General features: G+C 68.3%; 18 protein-coding genes and 1 pseudogene. 1 reads left to right on the forward strand and 18 read right to left on the reverse strand.

Features of this window, described 5'->3' with window-relative positions:
- Nucleotides 1-94: 94 nt before the first annotated feature.
- From ABZ783_RS31865 to ABZ783_RS31880, 4 genes are all read right to left on the reverse strand, one after another.
- Nucleotides 95-550, reverse strand: a complete 456-nt coding sequence (locus ABZ783_RS31865) for a DUF6069 family protein (protein ID WP_357444898.1) — start codon at nt 548-550, stop codon at nt 95-97.
- 299 nt (nt 551-849) lie between these two features.
- A complete protein-coding gene (locus ABZ783_RS31870) occupies nt 850-1,863 on the reverse strand; it encodes an RNA polymerase subunit sigma-70 (RefSeq protein WP_357444901.1) in 1,014 nt (337 codons plus the stop codon).
- Nucleotides 1,864-2,107: 244 nt separating this feature from the next.
- On the reverse strand, nt 2,108-3,181 hold the full coding sequence (locus ABZ783_RS31875) for a HAMP domain-containing sensor histidine kinase (protein WP_357444904.1): 1,074 nt from the start codon (nt 3,179-3,181) through the stop codon (nt 2,108-2,110).
- 10 nt (nt 3,182-3,191) lie between these two features.
- The gene (locus ABZ783_RS31880) at nt 3,192-3,887 is read right to left on the reverse strand and encodes a response regulator transcription factor (RefSeq protein ID WP_357444907.1); all 696 of its coding nucleotides are present in this window, start codon (nt 3,885-3,887) and stop codon (nt 3,192-3,194) included.
- An 87-nt stretch (nt 3,888-3,974) separates the two neighbouring features.
- Here ABZ783_RS31880 and ABZ783_RS31885 point away from each other — a divergent pair, with 87 nt between their 5' ends.
- The gene (locus tag ABZ783_RS31885; protein ID WP_357444910.1) at nt 3,975-4,592 is read left to right on the forward strand and encodes a M15 family metallopeptidase; all 618 of its coding nucleotides are present in this window, start codon (nt 3,975-3,977) and stop codon (nt 4,590-4,592) included.
- A 146-nt stretch (nt 4,593-4,738) separates the two neighbouring features.
- Here ABZ783_RS31885 and ABZ783_RS31890 read toward each other — a convergent pair whose 3' ends face one another.
- From ABZ783_RS31890 to ABZ783_RS31955, 14 genes and pseudogenes are all read right to left on the reverse strand, one after another.
- Nucleotides 4,739-5,287 carry a GNAT family protein gene (locus ABZ783_RS31890; RefSeq protein WP_357444913.1) on the reverse strand — a complete coding sequence of 183 codons (549 nt, stop codon included), beginning with the start codon at nt 5,285-5,287 and terminating at the stop codon, nt 4,739-4,741.
- Between the two features lie 182 nt (nt 5,288-5,469).
- Nucleotides 5,470-5,889, reverse strand: a complete 420-nt coding sequence (gene yidD / locus ABZ783_RS31895) for a membrane protein insertion efficiency factor YidD (protein ID WP_357444916.1) — start codon at nt 5,887-5,889, stop codon at nt 5,470-5,472.
- A 207-nt stretch (nt 5,890-6,096) separates the two neighbouring features.
- A pseudogene (locus ABZ783_RS31900) lies at nt 6,097-6,424 on the reverse strand (hypothetical protein).
- Nucleotides 6,425-6,627: 203 nt separating this feature from the next.
- A complete protein-coding gene (locus ABZ783_RS31905) occupies nt 6,628-6,870 on the reverse strand; it encodes a hypothetical protein (protein ID WP_357444919.1) in 243 nt (80 codons plus the stop codon).
- Nucleotides 6,871-7,124: 254 nt separating this feature from the next.
- Nucleotides 7,125-8,045, reverse strand: coding sequence for a type II secretion system F family protein (locus ABZ783_RS31910; protein ID WP_357444922.1), 921 nt, complete (start codon nt 8,043-8,045; stop codon nt 7,125-7,127).
- Nucleotides 8,046-8,055: 10 nt separating this feature from the next.
- Nucleotides 8,056-10,017: a type II secretion system F family protein gene (locus ABZ783_RS31915; RefSeq protein ID WP_357444925.1), complete on the reverse strand. Its 1,962-nt coding sequence runs from the start codon at nt 10,015-10,017 to the stop codon at nt 8,056-8,058.
- Nucleotides 10,018-10,034: 17 nt separating this feature from the next.
- Nucleotides 10,035-11,375 (reverse strand): CpaF family protein, encoded by a 1,341-nt coding sequence (locus ABZ783_RS31920; RefSeq protein ID WP_357444928.1) that lies wholly within the window; start codon nt 11,373-11,375, stop codon nt 10,035-10,037.
- Complete coding sequence (locus ABZ783_RS31925; protein WP_357444931.1) at nt 11,372-12,559, reverse strand: P-loop NTPase; 1,188 nt, start codon at nt 12,557-12,559, stop codon at nt 11,372-11,374. The genes ABZ783_RS31920 and ABZ783_RS31925 overlap by 4 nt, the downstream gene beginning before the upstream one ends.
- Nucleotides 12,560-12,577: 18 nt before the next feature.
- Nucleotides 12,578-13,357: a Flp pilus assembly protein CpaB gene (gene cpaB / locus ABZ783_RS31930; protein WP_357444935.1), complete on the reverse strand. Its 780-nt coding sequence runs from the start codon at nt 13,355-13,357 to the stop codon at nt 12,578-12,580.
- A gap of 35 nt (nt 13,358-13,392) precedes the next feature.
- Nucleotides 13,393-14,592, reverse strand: a complete 1,200-nt coding sequence (locus ABZ783_RS31935) for a pilus assembly protein TadG-related protein (protein ID WP_357444938.1) — start codon at nt 14,590-14,592, stop codon at nt 13,393-13,395.
- Entirely contained in the window at nt 14,580-14,927 is a 348-nt protein-coding gene (locus ABZ783_RS31940) for a TadE/TadG family type IV pilus assembly protein (RefSeq protein ID WP_357444941.1), read from the reverse strand. The genes ABZ783_RS31935 and ABZ783_RS31940 overlap by 13 nt, the downstream gene beginning before the upstream one ends.
- 304 nt (nt 14,928-15,231) lie before the next feature.
- Nucleotides 15,232-15,507 carry a Flp family type IVb pilin gene (locus tag ABZ783_RS31945; protein ID WP_357444944.1) on the reverse strand — a complete coding sequence of 92 codons (276 nt, stop codon included), beginning with the start codon at nt 15,505-15,507 and terminating at the stop codon, nt 15,232-15,234.
- 133 nt (nt 15,508-15,640) lie between these two features.
- Nucleotides 15,641-16,150, reverse strand: a complete 510-nt coding sequence (locus ABZ783_RS31950) for an A24 family peptidase (protein WP_357444947.1) — start codon at nt 16,148-16,150, stop codon at nt 15,641-15,643.
- Nucleotides 16,151-16,595: 445 nt separating this feature from the next.
- Nucleotides 16,596-19,058 carry a M14 family metallopeptidase gene (locus ABZ783_RS31955; RefSeq protein ID WP_357444950.1) on the reverse strand — a complete coding sequence of 821 codons (2,463 nt, stop codon included), beginning with the start codon at nt 19,056-19,058 and terminating at the stop codon, nt 16,596-16,598.
- Between the last annotated feature and the right edge of the window lie 629 nt (nt 19,059-19,687).

The following is a 19,687-nucleotide window of genomic DNA, read 5'->3' on the forward strand; positions in this document are numbered from 1 at the left end:
GGTGAACGCGACCGGGGTACCCGGTGCGCCCCGGGGGCCACGTTGGTGCGCTCGCGCACGCCCTTGCGCCGCGCTTTGTCCCGTTGCGGGATCGTCAATCGGTCCGGGTGCGGAGGCTCCGCGCCAGGGTGGGGATCATCACCGCCGCAGGGACGAGGTGTAGCCCGAGGAGGGCGGTGGTGGTGGCGGTGTTTGCCCCGGCGACGAGGGGCGGGACAAACGAGATCGCGGTCAGCGACACCGCCGTCCACACGAATCGCTCGGCGGGGCGAGCGCTCCAACGAAGAAGAGCGACGGCAATGACGACGCCCACGACCGAGAAGAAGCCGGTCACCACGGCGAACCCGGGCAACGGGATCGTCTCGCCACCATCGGGCACCTCGAAGTCGACGCCAACGGCCTGGGCAAGCGCAGCGGCGAGGGTGGTGGCCACCATCGCCGCGAGCGTGGCAATGAAGCCGGTGACGGCGAGCCCGCGGAGTCGGTGGGTGTGGCTGGTCTGGCCCGATGCCGGGCCGGCGACGACCCCGGTGTCATTCATTTGGTTCATGCCGTTCCTCCATCATTCGGTAACTGGGCGTACAGGGTGTGTTGACTGGCAGGTGACGGTCCTGGTCCTGGGCGTGACGATGCGCACCCTCGCCGTGCGACGGCCGGGGTTCCGCAGGGCGCGGACGCCGGTGCCACGGAGCCAGAACCCGGCGTCGCGTCCGAGGACCGGCCCGGGCTCGCCGTCGCGCAGCTCCAGCTGCACCCGCCCGCGGGTGACGACGCCGAACGCGTCGCACCACTCCGCCGCGACCACCGCGACACGCGCGCCACCGCGCAGCGCGAGCGTCCACACCGGGACTACTCCGTGCCGTCCGCCGGCAGGCGCTCCGGCAGCCCGAGCCGCGGGAACTGGTCGTCGTGGAACGTGACGATCTCGGTGATCGCCCCGCCGGTGACGCGCAGGACGTCGATCGTCAGCGGCAGGTACGCGCCCTCCCGCTTCCGCCACTGGTAGAAGGCGACGGCGGGCTGCCGGTTCACGGAGGTGAGGACGGCGCGCATCTGCTTCATGCCCTCGAAGCCGTCCTCGACCCAGTCGTTCACCACCGCGTCGCGGCCGACGTACAGGCCCGGCGTGGGCGGCATCGAGCAGCGGACGTCGTGCCGCAGCAGTGCGGCGAGCCCGTCGATGTCCGTGGCCACGCTGGCGTCGGTATAGCGGCGCACCAGCTCGCGCGTCCCGGCGTCCTCCTCGCCGCCGGTCCAGTCCTGCCGTTCGGCCGGCAGGTGCTCCCGCATGCCGGCGCGGGCTCGCTGCAGCGCGCTGTTCACGGAGTTGACGGAGTCCCCGAGGAGCTCCGCGACGTCCTTCGCCGGCCAGCCGAGCACGTCCCGCAGGATCAGCACGGCCCGCGGGCGCGGCGCGAGGTGCTGGACCGCGACCAGGTACGCCAGCTCGATCGTCTCGCGCGCGACGGCGACGGTCTCCGGCTCGTCCGCGTCGCCCGCGGGCAGCTCGTCGAGCAGCCGGTCCGGGTAGGGCTGCAGCCACAGCACCTCGCCGCCGGTCGCAGGCTCCGGGCGGCACTTGGCGAGCAGATCCAGGCAGGCGTTGGTGGCGATCCGGTACAACCAGGCCCGGAACGTCGACCGCCCCTCGAAGGTCTCCCGCCGCCGCCAGGCACGGAGGAAGGTCTCCTGCACGGTGTCCTCGGCGTCCTCGAACGACCCGAGCATCCGGTAGCAGTGCACGTGCAGCTCCCGCCGGTGCCGCTCCGCCAGCCCGGAGAACGCCGGCTCGTCGACCTCGGCCAGGCCGCGCCCGCCCAACCCGCTCACCCCCAGCTCCTCCAGCCGCCTGTCCGCACTCATCACGTCATCCTTCCGCCTCGTCGTGTCCCGCCGTACATGTGACGGGTGCGGGCGCGACAACTCATCACTCGGTCGGCATGGCTGGTCCGATGACGGATCCGCTGGCGGAACACGACGCGCGGTACGGCGAGGAGGACGCGGGTCCGCCGGAGTGGGCGCGAGTGCGCGACCGCCTGGCGCGTGCCGGGGTCGCCTGGTTCACGACGACGCGGGGGTCGGAGCCGCGCGGCAATGCCGCTGATCGTCATCTGCCAGTGTGCGGCGGCGCGACGGGGAGTTGCACCGTGACGCAGAGCCCCCCAGCGGGGCGCGGGAGGAGAGTGAGGGTTCCGCCGTGTGCCTGGGCGATGCTCTTCACGATTGCCAGGCCGAGGCCGACACCCGCATGGTCACCGCGGATGCGTGCGGTGCCGCGCTGGAACGGTTCGGTGAGTGTCGAGACCAACAGCGGGCTGAGCTTCTCGCCGGTGTTCTCAACAGTGAGCACCACAGTCTTGGGATGAAGGCTGGTCGTTACCCACACGGTGCCCTGTTCAGCCAGGTTGTGGACGATCGCGTTGTGCATGAGGTTCGTAGCCATCTGCAGCAGGAGCGCCTGTGAGCCGATGGTGGGGGTGATGTCGCCGGAGGTCTCGATGGTGAGGCCGCGTTTTTCTGCGAGCGGGAGAAGCGTTTCAGTGGCGTCTTCCGCGATGAGGGACAGGTCGACGTATTCCCGGGTGAAGGACCGCTGGTCGGCGCGGCTGAGCAGGAGCAATGCTTCAGTGAGGTCGATCGCTCGGGTGTTGACGAAGTGGAGGCGGTCGACAAGTTCCCCGGTGTCGCGGTTCAGATCGTTGCGGGCCACGTCGAGAAGTGTCTGCGTGATCGCCAGCGGGGTGCGCAGCTCGTGTGAGGCGTTGGCTGCGAATCTCTGCTGTTCGGCGACGTGCGCTTCGAGCCGCGCGAGCATGGTGTCGAAGGCGTCGGCGAGTTCGCGGAATTCATCATTGCCGCCTTCCAACTGGATCCGGTGGGAGAGTGATCCGTTCGCGGCCAGGCGGGTGGCATGTGTGATGCGAGCCAGGGGCGCGAGCATGCTGCCGGCGAGGATCCATCCTCCCAGGAGGCCGAACACCAGCAGGAACGCCAGCACTGCGGCCGCCGCCGGGGTGAAGGCGCGCACCAGGTCGGCCTTGAGGGTCCGAATCCCACCGATAGTGTCGATCACCTCGGGTACGTAACGCAGCAGGAACACCCACACCGCGGCGAGCAGCAGGGCACCTGCAAGCATGAGGAACCCGGCGTAGCTGAGGGTGAGTTTGAGGCGAACGCTCAAACCGGGCGCCCTATCCACGGTCCCCGTCCCCACGCCCGGTGCCGGATGCTGTGTCGATGCGGTAGCCGACGCCGGCCACGGTGGCGATGATCCCGGGTTCGCCGAGCCGTTTGCGCAATGCCGAGACAGTAATGCGCACGGCATTGGTGAAGGGGTCGGCGTTCTCATCCCACGCTCGCTCCAACAGTTCTTCGGCGCTGACGACACCGCCTTCGGCAGCGACGAGGACCTCGAGCACGGCGAACTGCTTCCTGGTCAGCGCGACGTACCGGCCGTCCCGGTAGACCTCCCGGCGGAAAGGATCCAGACGAAGACCTGCGATCTCCCGCACAGGCGGCCTGTTGTGCGCGCGCCTGCGGTCGAGCGCTCTGAGCCTGAGGACGAGTTCTCGGAGCTCGAACGGCTTCGTGAGGTAGTCGTCGGCGCCGAGCCCGAACCCGGAGGCCTTGTCGTCAAGCCGGTCGGCAGCAGTGAGCATCAGGATCGGCATGCCGCTGCCGGAAGCGACGATGTGTTCGGCGATCTCGTCACCGGAGGGCCCGGGAATGTCGCGATCGAGGACGGCAATGTCGTAGGCGTTGATGCTCAACAGATCCAGAGCGGTGTCGCCGTCACCGGCGATGTCAGCCGCGATCGCTTCCAGGCGCAGCCCATCGCGGATGGCCTCTGCCATGTAGGGCTCGTCCTCAACGACCAATACACGCATGCTCACGATGCTACGAGCCGGCGCATATCGTCGGCATACCGAAAACCACATACGGGCTGACAACACGACGCTGCCTTGACTGACAGCATGAGGCAAACCGCAGCAGCACGAACAAAGGCCCGCAGGTGGCCCATCGCCGTCGGCCTGATCGTCGTCGCGGCTGCGATCATCGGAACCCTCGTCTACCAGTCGACATCGTCAACGGCGCCCTCGCTCAGCGAAATCCTTGGCGGCGACCACGGGGGTATCGCTACCGAAGCTGACGGTGTCCTCCCCGACGCCGTGACAGTATTTGATGACGAGTATCCCGGCGTAGCCAACCTCGACCCGGATCTGCTCCAAGCCCTGCGTAAAGCGGCAACGGATGCCGCTCACGACAGCATCGAGTTCTACATCAACAGTGGCTGGCGTTCCCCCGAGTATCAGAAACAGCTTCTTCGTGAGGCGGTCTCGAAATACGGCTCGGAAAAGGAAGCTGCCCGATGGGTCGCCACCCCGGACACCTCTCCTCACGTTTCCGGGGTCGCGGCCGACCTCGGCCCCTCAAGAACCATAGAGTGGCTGTCAGAAAACGGCGCCGAATACGGACTGTGCCAGATCTACGGCAACGAGCCCTGGCACTACGAACTGCGCCCCCAGGCGATCGATGGTGACTGCCCTCCCATGTATGCCGACCCCACACGCGATCCGCGGATGCGGCAGTAACCGGCGCTATCGCCCGGTCCTATGGAACACGTCGTGGATATCGTCGAGCACCTCGACGCAAGGGTCCAAAGGGCTAACAGCCCAACCGGACGGAGAGGCTGGAGGGTCTACGACTGCCCGACGAGGAGATCCGCAAGCGTACCCAGCTAGCCGTGCCACTGCTCCGCGAGCAGCCCGTAGATCAGAGTGTCCGCCCACTCGCCTTTCATCCAGTAGTCCTGGCGCAGGTGCGCTTCCTTGGCCATGCCCACACGTTGGCACAGTCGCGCCGATGCCTCGTTGCGCGCATCGAGTCGAGCAATTACCCGGTGCATGCCGCAGTGCTCGAAGGCCACGTCGATGAGCGCTCGAACTGCCTCTGTGGCAAACCCGCGGCCCGACATCGACGGATGGAAAATCCAGCCCATCTCGCCCCGAGACAGCGTCTCGTCGGCCGGCCACAGAACAACATCGCCGACGACCTCGCCCTTGTGCTCGACCACCAGCGCCAGAGCGGACTCGATCCCGGTTACCCCCAAACGGTTGATGCGCTTGGCGACCTGCTCGGCCGCGTGCTCGCGTGACCACGGCTCCCATGGAACGTAGCGAGCAACCAGCGGGTCGCCGTAGTAGGCGAGCAAGGCGTCCACGTCATCCACCCGGTACTGACGTAGAAGCAGTCGGTCGGTACGAATCGGCAATGCCAACTCAGACATGTTCCCCAACTCACCTTCATCGTAGGTGGGCGCAAGGCATCGAGTGATCCCAGGTCCGTGGCGGGCCTGCCCGATCCGTGCCCGATGCAACGAGGTTAGGCACCTTCCAGACTGACCGTGCCCGCCCCTATCGGGGTCGACGAGGAGCAGGCCCAGATGGGCAAAGGCGGACCAGGGCGTTTTCAAGCATGCCCGGCTGGCAGCGGCACCGGGTCGGGGGTGCCAAACGCGACGGTCGGCCGGCATCGGATCAGCCGGCGGTGGATCATCTGGCAACCCCGCAGGACGCCATACCGGCCGATAACCGCTAACCCATACGCGCTGCACGTCGGCACGAACCTGCACCGCGCCGCCGTGCGCGACGAGATGTGCTGCCGATACCCCTTGACGAGACCGATAGCGAGCCGGGTAGGGACGCTCGCAGACGGCGACAAATCCGTCGATGCGCTCGCCATCACCCCGCACACCGCACGGACGATCACCGCCGGCAACGACAACCAGGCAGCCAGGTCCGCCCTGCCGTCGGTGCAGGCGTAGCAGCACGCGCCACATGGTGGCTCCGTGACCGGCATGTCCCACCTCCGTCGTGCCTCGGCGACCATAGGTGATCATGCAGAACGGACAGCGTCAAGGCTGTTCGGCTGAGCCGGGCGGCCCTGCCGGCGGGCGGCTCAGCCCAACGACCAAAGGATGCTGGCCTACGGCGGCCGACGCCGGACGCGCACGGACGATGGTGGACTGTTCCGGCAGCTCACTCCGGCTGCTCGCCCAGCTCATCGACGACTGATCATTCTTTCGGGACGAAGAGGTCACGTGATGAAGGTGCCGTCCGGGCTCATGATCTCGTCTCGCACCAGCGGGACCAACGCCGACGAGCCGCCATCGTCCACGAGGACTGACATCCGGACCCGCCCCTCACCGTCGTCAATGGCGTAGCTGACCACGGCGTACCGTCGGCCGTCCTCGCCCACGACCAGGCGCGTCTCCTTGTCGTCGAGCATTGCGCGCCACTCGTCATGGCCGTTGCGGCGCCATTCCGCCAGGCGAGCCTCGGCGAGCTGCGCCGCAGTCTCCTTGTTCAGCCCCACCCGCTCACTCTCTTACCCGGGGCGGCGTCGACAGCAACGCCGACAGCAACGAGCCGGGACACGGACAGCCGCCGGCGGCCGGGCGCGGACAGCGCCGCCCGAGGTCGCGCATGCGACCAACTCCTCCGGACGAAGCGCGACCTACAAGCGAGGGGTCGGGCAGTGCGCGAAGCGGACCGCGCGGGCCCGGCCCCGGCCGGCTCGCGACCTCCGACTGGCCCGGCCGGGCCGGCCGGCCATGCTGGGGTCAGGTCACGATGTGCGCTGAAGCTTTCGTCGGGCGACTCGGACAGCGAGCCAGATGCCGCCGCTCAAGAGGCTCAGACCGAACAAGGCCACAACAATCTCATAGGCCCGCGAAGGATCGCTGAGAGGCGGACCTTCCGGCGGCATCCCATCCCAAGCGTTCCAAGCGCCGTAGACGAACAGCACGCCGACAACTGCCAAGGTGAGCGCCACAAGCACAGACATGGCCCGCCCGATCCATATCAGCATCGCAGCAGTATCGCAGTGAATCCTGCCTGCGGCGGGGGCCAGCCGACCCAGGATGGTGCTGCGACGATGCTGGCGGTCGGAGGCGGCCGCGGTGGACCTGCCGACGCCAGGGACTGAAGGAGTCGAGTTGCCCCTGCCCCGTGAGCCGCACCCAGTTGACCGGCCGGCCCTTACCCTCTGCATGATCAGTTGCGCCGTCCGCCAAGTGGCACCTCAGCTCTGCCCGGCGCTGCCGAGATGTCCTGTTGTTCGGATCATCGGAACAAGCCGCTATGCAGAATGTTGATCACGCCGGGCCCGAGCACGACGATGAACAACGACGGGAAGAGACAGAACACCAGCGGGAAAAGAATCTTCACCGGCACCTTCTGGGCCAACTCTTCGGCCCGCTGCCGCCGCCGCACGCGCATCTCCTTGGCCTGCTCGCGTAACACCTTGGCGATGGGGATGCCGAGTTCGCTGGCCTGGACCATGAGTGCGCAGAACGTCTTTAGCTCGACGACCTTCGTACGCTGGGCCAGCCGCCGCAGTGCGTCCACCCGGGTCATACCGAGCTGGATCTCCTGGAGGGTACGGGCGAACTCGCTGGCCATCGGGCCTCGGCCGTAACGGGTCACCTGGACCAGCGCAGCGTCGAAGCCAAGTCCCGCCTCGACGCTCACCGTCAGCGTGTCGAGGATGTCCGGCAGCGACCGCCGGACCGCCTCCTGCCGCCGGTAGCCCAGCTCATAGATGATCAAGTCAGGAAGGTAGGCCCCGAGCACCGCACCGAGCGCGCCGCCCAGGATCGCAGCAGTCAGGCCACCGAGGAGCGAGCCCAAGCCGCCCCCGCAGACGGCGAGCCCGATCAGCCCCAGCCCCTTGACCTCATAGACGCGGTCCACCGTCCAGTACGCGGGGTTTCCAGCGAAATCGAGCCATCTCCGCAGCCGATCGATCCCGTTCGCGGGCGTCAGCGCACGGCCGATCCGCATCATCCGATCGGCCAGCGGCGTGATCACCCGTTGGCTGAACGCCTCATCGCCCGGTCCGGCCTGCCCTGCGGAGTAGACCTGGTCGATGGCGCTCAGGCCCTTGGCCACGCCGACCCGATCGAAGCTGGCTGAAGCGATCGTGACCACGACCAGCGTGACTCCGACGAAAACGGCCGCACCCGCCCCGAGGAGGATGGCCATGCCGCCCATCTCAGACCTCCACCTTCACGACCCGGACCATCCAGAAGATCCCGACGAGCATCAGCAACACGCCCACCACCAGCAGCGCGATACCCAGCGGCTGGCTGACCAGGGGGCGCATGTAGTCACCGCGGATGGTGAACATGAACAGGCCGAGCACGATGGGCAGTCCGATCAGCACCCACGCCGAGAGCCGGCCTTCGGCACTCAACGCACGGACGTGGCGCCGCAGACGGCTGCGTTCGCGCATCGTGTCCACCGTCGTCTCCAGCACCTCGGCGAGATTGCCGCCGACCTCATGTTGGATTCGGATGGCCATGACGACCCATTTCAGATCCTCGCTTTTGGTCCGGTCCGCCACCCGCAGGAGAGCGTCGGCCAGGTCGGCGCCCAGCCGATGCTCCGCCAGCGCTCGGCCGAACTCCTCGGCGATCGGGTTCGGTGCCTCGCGGACCACGGTGTCGAGTGACTGGCCGAGCGAGAAGCCCGACCGCAGCGAACCGGTCACCAACTGCAAGGCGTCCGGCAGTTGCTCGACGAACTGACGGGCCCGGCGATCGGCCCGGAACGACTGATAGATCCGCGGGCCGAGCCAGCCGAGCAGCACCCCGAGCAACAGCCCGAGCCAACCGAGCACGGCCACGCCGAGCGCCCCGCCGGTCACCACCGCACTGGCCTGCATCAGCACCCACTCGTGCGGGCGCAGGCGCATCCCCGCCTGCTCCAGCCGCAGGCTGATCCGCCCGTCGAGACCGCGTGATCGGAGCACGGTGGCGCTCGCCGCCAGCACGTTCCGGGTGAGGAAGGTGGGGCCGGCCTCCGGCGTCACGGGAGACGGCTCGGCCCGAGCCGGCCCGAACTGGCTGATCTGCCGGATCCGCTCCTCCGTCGCCGCCGAGCGTGGCCAGCCCAGCAGCAGCACCACCAGCAGCAGGCCGACGAAGGAGACCCCGGCACCCACCCAGATCGCCCAGGCCGGCAGGCCGGTCTGGGCCAGGCTCGGTGCGGCAGCGGCCGGATCCGGCACTGGATCCGCGAACGCCACCGGCACGGAGAGAGCCAGCGGCTGGCCGGCGACCGTCACCGTCACGACGAGGTCGTCGCGCTGCCGCGCCAGGACGTTCGGCACGTGTGCTTCGACGGCGAGGAGCACGGAGAAGGTCGACGCGGCGACGCGGAACTTCTGCGCCAGCGAAGCGTTGTCGGCTGCGGTGAGCAGGTTTCCGCCCCCGGCCTGGGCGATCGCCTTCAGGTTCTTCAGCCCGGCAGCGGTGGCTTGCGCAGCCACGACGTCGGTGGGTAGGCGGCCGGTGCGGAGGGCCTCGGTTACCTGGGGTCGGGTGGTGGTCGAAGCGGTGTCCGCACCGTCGGAGAGCACCAGCATCCGCCGATCCGAGTCCGGACCAAAACCCGCCTTCTCCAGCGTGTCGTGCCCGAGGAGGACCCCGTCGTAGAGGGCGGTCTCGCCCTTCGCGTTCAGCTTTCCGAGCGCCCGGGTGAACGCGGCCCGGTCGTCGGTCGGGCTGAGCAGGAGGCGCGGGCTGTCCGCGACCGCGATCAGACCCAGTCGTACGTCGTCCGGCAGTTTGGCGGCCAACGCGCGGGCGGCGGCGCGGGCGGCCTCCAGCCGGGCACCGGCCACCGACCCGCTCACGTCGAGGACGACCATGAGTGCGCGCGCCGGCAGGTCCGTCGAGGTGCCGGCCGAGCGGTCGACCCGGTCCGCGCTGACCGGCAGCGCAGTGTCGCCCACGGCGACCTGCACCGTCGCCGGATCCAGCACCGAGTTGAGGGGCAGGTCACGCGCCGCCAGCAGGAACCGCACCTTGCCCGGCGATGCTGTCAGCCCGGACACGGCGAGGCTACCGGCCGGTGCGGCGGAAACGGGCGGCGGCGCCAGGATCGCCGCCAGGACAGCGAGTACGCCGATGAGGCCGGCCCTGCGGATCCGCCACCGGGTTGCACTGTTCACGATGCTCGTCGATCCCGTCATCGAAGGGGCGCGGTGAGGCCGAAGATTGCGGGATCGAGCATGACGCCCACGTCCGCCAGTTTCTCGACGAAGCGCGGGCGCAGGCCGGTCGGGCGCAGCATGCCCGTGAACTGCCCGTGCGCGTCCATCCCCGCCCGGTGGTCGTAGAGGAAGATGTCCTGCAGGCTGATCACATCCCCTTCCATCCCCACGACCTCGGTGATGTGTGTGATCCGGCGGGTGCCGTCACGGAGCCGGCTCTGGTGCACGATCAGGTCGACAGCGGAGGAGATCTGCTCGCGGACGGCGCGGATCGGCAGGTCCATGCCGGCCATCAGGACCATCGTTTCCAGCCGGGACAGCGAATCCCGTGGGGAGTTGGCGTGCACCGTCGTCAACGAACCGTCGTGACCGGTGTTCATCGCCTGCAACATGTCGAGCGCCGCGCCGTCGCGGACCTCGCCGACCACGATCCGGTCCGGGCGCATCCGCAGCGCGTTGCGGACTAGGTCCCGGATGGTCACCTCGCCCCGGCCCTCGATGTTCGGGGGCCGGGCCTCGAGCCGCAGCACGTGCTGCTGGTGCAGGTGCAGCTCGGCGGCGTCCTCGATCGTGATGATCCGCTCGTCGGGTGGCAGGAACTGTGACAGCACGTTGAGGGTGGTGGTCTTTCCGGTACCGGTGCCGCCGCTGATCAGGATGTCCAGGCGACCGCGTACGCACGCGGCGAGCAGGTTGGCCACCGGTCGGCTCAGCGTGCCGAACCCGATCAGGTCCTCGATGCCGTAGGGGTCGGCGGCGAACTTCCGGATGGTCAGCTTCGCCCCGTCGAGCGCGACCGGCGGCAGCACCGCGTTGACCCGGCTGCCATCCGGCAGCCGCGCGTCCACCATCGGGCTGCTCTCATCGACTCGCCGACCCACCCGCGCCACGATCTTGTCGATGATCCGCCGCAGGTGCTCCTCGTCGAGGAAGGCGGCGTCCACCGGCAAGATGCGCCCGCTGCGCTCCACGTAGATGCGATCCGGCCCGTTGACCATGATCTCGTTGATGTCCGGGTCGCGCAGCAGCGGCTCGATCGGGCCGTGGCCGAGAATGTCGTCGCAGATCTCGGCGGTGATCCGCCCCCGGTCGGCGCCGGTCAACGCCGTCTCCTCACGGGACAGCACCGCTTGCAGGGTCTCGCGTACCCGTCGCTCCATCACCTCCGTCGAGCGCTCGCTGTAGAGCGTCGGCCCGAGGATCTCCTGGAGTTCCTGGTGGACTCGCCGCCGCAACTCCGTCAGCAGGGGTCGCGCGGCTGGGCGCCATTCGCCTGGCTCGCCATGGTGGCGGCCGATCCGCTCGGTCAGGCTCATCGCTTACCGCCCCGCCCGAACAGACCGCGCAGGCCCTGCGAGGTGGGCTTGCTCGCCGCGGTGTCGGCCAGTTGGCCGGCGGCGAAGTCCCGGATCGCCTTGCTGACCGGGTGTGCTGGGCTGTCAGCCACGATCGGTATCCCTTTGTTGATCGAGACGGGAACGTCCCGGCTGGACGGCACGTACGCCGAGATCGGGACCCGGATGACGCGCTCGATGTCGGCGGCGGTCAACCCGACCTTGGCGTCGGACCGGTTGAGCACCACGAGTCGCTGTTCGTTCGGCAGCCGCAGCAGGTCGAAGGTGTCCAGGGTGATGCGCAGGTTCTTCAGGGCCGGGATGTCCGGCGTGGTGAGCAGGACGTGCAGGTGCGACCGCTCCAGCGCGACCAGCACGTGCTCGTTGAACTGCGGTGGCGTGTCGATCACCAGGTAGTCGAACATGCCACCGGCCAGGCCCAGCACCTTGGTGACGAGCTGTTGGGAGACCTGCTCCGCCTCGGTGGGGCCGGGCGGCGCGAGCAGGGCATGCAGGCCGGGGCTGTACGCGGTGAAGAGCGCACGCAGTGCCTGCTCGTCGAGCCCGGCACCGAACTCGGACGCGTTGGCGATGCCGCGCTGTGGTGCCAGTTGCAGCATGATCGCCACATCGCCGAAGGCGAGATCCAGGTCGATCAGGCCCACTCGGCGGGTGCCGCCGGCGGCCAGCGCGATCGCCAGGTTGGTGGCGATGGTGGTCTTGCCGCAGCCACCCTTGGCCGCGAACACCGTGATCACCTTGGCTTCCCGCTGGAGGCTGGCCTGTTCTGGAAGCACCGGGCTGACCGGAGCCATCTGCCGGGAGATGTCGACCGACCGGGCGCATGCGGTGAGCAGCGCCACCCGGTCGTCGACCGGCACCACCTCGCGTACGCCGGCGCGCAGCGCCTCGCCCAGCAGCACCATGTCCACCATCACGCGGATCAGCACCACGCCGAGGGCGGGGCGGCTGAGCCGGTATTCGGATGCGATGGCCAGTGCCTCGCGCAGCTCGACGCCCGGTCCGAGGACCACCAGCTGCTCCGCGGGGCGTTCGGCGAGCAGCCGGGACAGGTCCTCGTGCGCCGCCGCCGGATGTACGTCGCCACCGAGCAGCACGGCGACCCGCTGGGCGTCGCGGGGCTGCGGCTCGTACAGGATGGTCATGGGTTCACTCCGTCCGCATCACCCGAAGATGGAGTCAACGTGGGTGTCCTTGTCGGTGTTCTCCACGCCGCCGCCCGGCTTGGCCTGGACCGCGTCGGTGAGCAGACCGAGATAGAGGCTGCCGGTGTTGAGACCGAGGATCAGCCGCTCCGCCTCCTTCTGGTCTACTGCGAGGGTGACCAGGAGCGTCCCGTTCCTGGCCGACGCGGTATCGCCAGCCGGGGTGTCGTCCTTGGTATCGCGCGGCGGGGTGTAGGTGCCGACCGCCATGACCTGGACCTTTTCCAGCAGCAGCCGGGTTCGTTGGATCTTGCTCTCCTGGCCCGCCTTGTCGAGGAGCTTGTACGTGAGGAAGATCGCGACCTCGGAGCCGGGCCGCACGTATCCGGCGACCTGCTGTGGCGCGCCGGTCTGCACAGTCACCGCCATCTTGCCGTCCGGCAACTCCAGCCCGCTGGTCACCTGGCTCGGCTGGCCGAAGTTCGCCTTCAGCAGGACCTGACCCTCGGCGATGTTCGAGGTGACGACGAGCTTGTCGAACTCGGAGCTCACCGCCGGCAGTGCGTCACTGGGCACCGACGACCTCGGCATCCGCTCCGTCCGGACCAACTGGTCGGCCTGAATCCGCGCGCCGGTCGTGCCGGACTGAATCCGGGCCGTGGCGACCACCACCGTCACCGCATCGGTGATCTGCGCCCTGGCCCGGGCGTCGGCACTCAAACCGTAAAAGAGCACTCCGGCGGTGCCGATCGCGGCAATCACGATGGCGAGCATGATGGTGACGATCCGACGTGTCATGAGGGGCTTCCTGGTCGTTCGATCTGGCGGGCGAGTTAGCCGATAAGGGAGATGACGGTGGCGCCGAGCGGGTCGAGCGGTCCGGTTTCCACCGGCCCCGGCTGCAGGACGTCCACGAAGTAGCCGTAGAGGCAGCGGTCTTCTCCGCTGCAATACTCCTTGCCGGTCAGCCAGGATGCCCTTCGTTTCGCGGCGGGAGTACCGAGAAAGTAGCCGGTGGGCACGAAAGCGGCCATTCCGGTGATGTGGTACTTAGCTTTGCTGCCGGTGCCGGCGACCGTGTCATAGATCGGGATGTAGAGAACTTTCGCGGCCGAGGCGCCGGTGGTGACCGGCTCGAGAACTTCGGTGCAGTTCTTTTCGACAACGCCGGTCGGGCCTGCGGTGAACGTCTCCGTCTTGCACGCGCCATCGTCTTTCAACCAGCCGAAGCCGCCAGGGGCATCCCAGCCGGGGGGACCCTTCTCGCCGGGGCAGAGGCTGCTTCGATCCTTCGAGTCGTGGGTCCTCAACACGATCTCGTACGCGTCGGCGGGACTCGGAATTGGGTTTGCCGGATAGGGCGGCGCTGCCGGAAAATGTTCACCGTTCTTCGTGGCGTGATCCCATTCGCATTTCGAGAAGGTCACCGCCAGGCCGGCCTTCGGCGCGCCCCAGCTCACCCGGGCGCAGGCCCCGACCGTGGTGCCTGCGTAGTCCTCGTTGCCGAGCAGGGCCCTGGCGAAGGACGGCGGCAGCAGCGTCGACCCGTCCGAGGTGGCCGTGCTGGTACGCACCTCGAGGTAGCGCCCCGATCCGGAGGTTGCGCCATCGATGCACCTGGTCAAGTTGTCGGCCTGGGCGGGGCAGGGAAACAGGTCCGCCACGCCGGCCACGGAACCGCAGATCGTCGGTGCGTCGGCGGCCCGATCCCGGGCGTTGTCTGTGGCGTACCGGCCAGCGATGTTCCTGCGGTTCACGTCGGTGCACGTGCTCAGATCGGCGGCACAGGACTTGGCAACGGCGATGGCCGCCGCGTCCGCGCCGCTCTGCAGTTCCTCCCGCTCCACGTAGAGCTGACCGACGTCCACGACGAGCGCGAGCATGCCAAGCAGCACGCCACCGGCGAACAGGACGCCGAAGACGGTGGCGACGCCACCGCGGTCGTCGCGCCGGAGCCGCCGAAGAATCCCGCCCCGGCCCGGCCGCCGCGCCGCCGGACCAGGCGATCCCGGCCGATAGTTTAGTGCAGACATGGCATCACGCTCTCAGCGCGCAGAGATACCCCGCCACTGCCAATCATGAATCCGAGCGGTGTGATGAACTGGAAGTCGTAGGTGACCCGAGCGGTCGCGTTGGCAGCCGGCCCGGGGCTGGTAGGGCAACCTGCGACGGTCGGATTGACCGTGCCGATCTGCCGGCTGGCCTGCGCCACCCTGCGCTCGCCTGCGCTTTGATCGATCAGCGCGGCGGCTCGGGCGCCTTCGCGGGCTGCCTGGCTGATGACGATCTGCGCGTTGAGCAGCCGTCCGAAGTCGATGATGGCGAAGATGATGAGCAGCACGACCGGCAGCAGCAGAGCGAACTCCACCGCCGCCGCGCCCCGGTCCACCGGCTGCCTAGCCTTGCCCACCGCCGCCCTCACCAACGAGCATCATGGCCCTCCCCAAGGAATGTTCGTCACCGCGCTTTCGAAAAGGGCGAGCACTCGTTGGCCGTACAACGCTATCGAGGCGGCCGCCAGCACAGCGATGGATGCCGCCAATAGCGCGTATTCGGTCGAGACCGCCCCCCGGTCGGGGTTGTCGCTTGCACTCCGACCGCGCCCGTAGCAGGAATGGGCAAATACCCGCCCATCCCCGCACGGGCCCGAGGGATAAGGCAAAAAGCGCACGCTACCCTTCGCCACCACCACCACCACCGCCGGCGGCCTCACCGATGGTGTTGGCGATGTTGTCGAATATGGTGGAAAGGTTGTCGCCGAGAAGGCCAACGGCAACCACGATGGCGACGGCGATGAGCGCTACGAGGAGGCCGTATTCGACTGCGGAGGCACCCTCGTCGCGGCGCCGCAGTTTACTCAGAAGCTTGACCATTAATGTGTCCCTTCCGCTTCCGTTCACGTCGAACGGGAATTTGTTGCCGGGCGTTAACCTGCGCTCGGGCACCACGCGGTCTCCCGCGCTAATCGAGCAGCGACAGTCAACACGGCGGGAGCCGCCAAGCTAAGCTTCGATTAGCTGTATTCCGCGCGACGGCCGGAGGGGGACGCCGCCCGGCCAGCGCGAGCCGGCCACCGGTCGGCTACCAGGCCACCACGCAAACGGCCACCAGTCCACCAGCCAGCAGGGCCGGGCCGAACGGCAGATGGCTCTTCCAGCCCACCCGACCGGAGGCGAGCAGAGCCAGCAGCAAGGGCGCGTTCAGCAGCCACGGCAGCAGCGCGCCGAGCAGCACGGCCTGCCAGCCGAGCCAGCCGAAATACCAGCCGAGCAGTGCGGCTACCTTCGCGTCGCCCATTCCGTAGCCGCCACCGGGCAGCAGCGCCATCCCGATGAAGACCACACCGGAGGCCAGGCAGGCCAGCAGCGCGCGGAGCCAGTCGCTCCACTGTGCCGTTATGACGGCGACGACGGCGAACAGGACCGGTGTCACCGCCAAGGCTGGCAGCACCAAGGTGTCGGGAAGACGACGACAGGCGATGTCGATCGCGGCGAGCAGCACCCCGAGCACCGTCACGGCGAGAAAGAGCGGCAGGACGGCCACCGGGCCCAGCGCGGCGCCGACCAGCCCGCCAGCGAGCCCAGCTGCCACGCCGGTCGCCCACGCCGCGGGCCCCAACCGGGCCCCGCAAGTGGCACAGGTCGACCGAACTGACAGCCAGCCGCCGACGCCCGGGTGCAGCGAGGCGCCGCAGTCGACACAGGTGTCTCGAAGCGGTTCACCGGACGGCACGGCGAAGCGATGGGCGGCCCGTGGCAGTAGCAGGCCAGCCACGCCGCACAGGGTCGCGCACGTACCGATCAGCAACGGTGACACCGGGGGAGCGTAGCGGTTGCGGAGGCGTTCGGAGCTTTCCTGGCAACCCGCGGTCGCGGCACCCCGCGCTTCCGCCCGGGCGGCCCGAGCGTCTTCCTCAGACTCGCGCTGGAATTGCCACCGCGCCAGCCGGGTTGAGCGTGCACGGCATTGCCTCGTCAGTGCGGACGGACCCGCACTGACGAGGCAATGATCACCGGGTGGGCCTGGCGCGGGACTACTACTTGGCGACCGTGATCGTCGCCGTGCGGTAGTTGTTGCGCGTGTCGTTGTTGGCCGGGTCGTAGTTCTGCTCGATGTTGCCGGCGGAGTCGACCGAGAACCACTTGAACGTCGTGGTCTCGGTCACGTGGAACACCTGCCCCGGCTCACGGAACTCGGTCGCTGCGTAGCGGGGCGACTCGAGGGTGGGCCGGCTGCCGTCCGTCGTGTAGTAGATGGTGGCCGGCTCGCTCGTCTCGAAACGCACGTCGACGGGCCCGGAGTACTTCCCGCCGCCGGGGACGAGCTTGGACGTCGGCTTCTTGTTGTCCTGGCCCCAATCCGCCGCGACCCGGAACATCTCCATGATCCCGTTGGCGTACTCCATCGTCTCGGCGTGGCCGCTGACGAGATCCGGGTTGCCCACCCACGCCGGCTGGAACGAGCCGCCCTGCCAGTTGCCGGTGGCCGGGTTGTAGATCGAGCCGCCGACCTCCCAGCCGAAGGCGTAGATCCCGTAGTTGTGGTACAGGTCCTCGCGCACGTTGCCGGCGGACGAGTAGAGGACGTCCGACGAGCCGCCGACGTTCTCCGGCGTGACGACGGTCTGCCGGTGCGCCTTGACCTGCGACAGGATCCGCGAGGCCGACTGCCAGTAGAACGCCTCGTCACCCAGCGGCGGGCGCGGCGTGGTGATCCGCCCGTCCGCGATGTAGGCGCCCGGCTGCCAGAACAGCTGGCCGCCGTTGGAGTGCACCGACATCATGAACTTGATGTTCCGGTACTTCTCGACCAGCCAGATGATGTTCTTCGACTCGGGCTCGGACAGCTTCTCCGGTCCCTGGTACGTGTCGCTGACGCAGCTGGTCGACCCGCCCGAGTAACCGTCGTGGCCCGACCCGACCCGGTAGTTCCGATTCAGGTCGACGCCCCACGAGTTACGCCGGGCCGGATCGGCGTTGTCGTCCGCGCAGTGGTTCGTCATGTTCCGACGCTGCGAGGCGAAGTTGTAGAAGCTGTAGTTCGCCCCGTCGGGGTTGTTCGACAGGATGAAGAAGACGTCGGTGTTGTCGACGATCTTCTTCGTCTCCCAGTCCGACTTGTAGTTGTGCACCAAGCGCTCCGCAGACTCCAGCGAGGTCGTCGCCGGCACCCACTCACGGGCGTGGTCCTGCGCCTGGATCAGGACACCCGGGTTCCTGCCGTCGCGGTGCTTGCCGATCCGCAGGACAGGGATCGTGGCCGGACCGCGCGGCACCTCGCCCTCCGGTGCGCCGGCGCGCTTCTCGTTGAGGAAGTCGGTCAGCGCGACCGGGCCGGACGTCGCGGCGACGATGCCGGTGCCCGCGTTGGTCCGGTACGGGTGCGCCCGGTCGATCAGGCCCTGGGACTGGGTCCGCAGCGCCGTCGCCACCTGGGCGGCCGTGCTCGCCAGCGCCCCGGAGGCGTCCTTGGCGAGAAGGACCCGCACCGCCTTGCCCGCCACCTCGACCGTGAGCGGGAGGTTCGCCCCCGGCCGGTTCACGAACTCGACGGTGATGTCGTTGCCACCCTCGTGGCCCCACGCCGCCGAGCTGACGACGACCGCCGATTGCCCGGTACCGCCGATCGTGGCCTGCGCCTTGCGCTGGTAGCCGTTCGTCTTGTTCGGCAGGTAGACGATCTCGGCGATGTCCGGGTACTGGCGGGCGATCTCCTCGGCGCGGCTGTAGAGCTGCTGCGGAGTCCGGTAGCCATCGACAAAGTCCCACTTGTAGGCCGGGTTCGCCGTCAGCGGCGGCGCGCCGTCCTCCAGCCAGTTGGAGACGTAGCCGGTGGCGACGCCGCCGGTCGAGCTCGTGACCCGGATCTGGCTCGGTCGTGCGTCGAGCTTGAACAGGTTCCGGTGGAACATGTACTGCCCGGAGTCGACGAACCGGCTCATCGTCCGGGCGAAGCCGAACGACGTGTCCGCGCCCGAGTCGTTCTCGAGCTGCATCGTGACGATCGGGTTCGTCTGCTGCCCCGTGGTGGTCCGGGCCTCGACGTAGAGGAAGCCCTGGCCCTTCGTGGTGAACCAGTCGGCGCGGACGATCCGTACCGTCTCCTCGTGGCCGAGCACCTGGACAGCCTGCGCGCGGCGGGCCTGGATGCCGCCGTCGGCCTCGTTGCTCCATGCGAAGCCCTCGTCGTCGCCGAGGATTTCGACGCCCATCGCCTCGAGTTCGGCGATCTGCTCGGCGGTCACCACCGCCTCGCCTTCGATGCCGTTCGGTACGCGCTTGAGGCCGTGCTCAAGGTCGAAGCCGGCGGCGACGACCTTGTCGAGCATGTCAGCGCCGGCCATCTGGATGTGTACGAGGCGTACCTGTGCCGGGTCCTCGAGCTGGGAACGCCCCGAGTCCGCCGACGGCTCCGCGCCGGCGGGCGCGGTCGCCATGAGGACGCTCCCCACCAGGGCGGGCAGCGCGAGAAGTGCGATGCGCACTTGGGTACGTCGCATTCTCCCCTCCTTCTGCTTGTGGCATGTGGTTGAAGTGGTGGCCGACCCTGCTGCGTCTCGGGCCGGTCCAACCAGGACGATCGTGCTGAGCTCGCGCGCGGTGAGCCTGGGACGACGATGATCGCCGTCGTGAAAAGGATCGGGAGGTAGGTCTCCCCGCCGGGGTCGCGTCGATCTCGAACCGCTCCCACGCCGGGAGTCGGTTGTGCCATTGCACCTTTTGGATGCCCTTGGGCCTATCTCGGGATGCAACCTCCCTGTGGATTTGAAGCGATCGGAGCGGGCTGGAGCCGAGGGGAGCGTATGTGCATCTATTGGCGGTGTTGGGTCACGTGAAATGGATTTGAGCATTACTTGAGGCATCGATGGATCGTGTCTGGACGGCCCGCCATCGCCGCCGGTGGTCGCGCACCGATCACCGGGTTTCGGGGAGCATTCGCCGTGCGCTCGGCGTGCCGTCAGGTGCTGGTCATGCCTCGCCGAGCCCGGACGCCGCGTGTTCCACGCGCACCGTGGAGGGAATCTCCGTCCTTTAGGACTCCGTTGGGGAATGGCCAAACCATGACGTGTCGCTTTCAGCTGGCGAGGTCGAGTTGGGTGAGGTGGCTGGTTCGGGTTTGGCCGAGTGG

Source organism: Micromonospora sp. NPDC047738 (assembly GCF_040642675.1).
Classification (GTDB): domain Bacteria; phylum Actinomycetota; class Actinomycetes; order Mycobacteriales; family Micromonosporaceae; genus Micromonospora.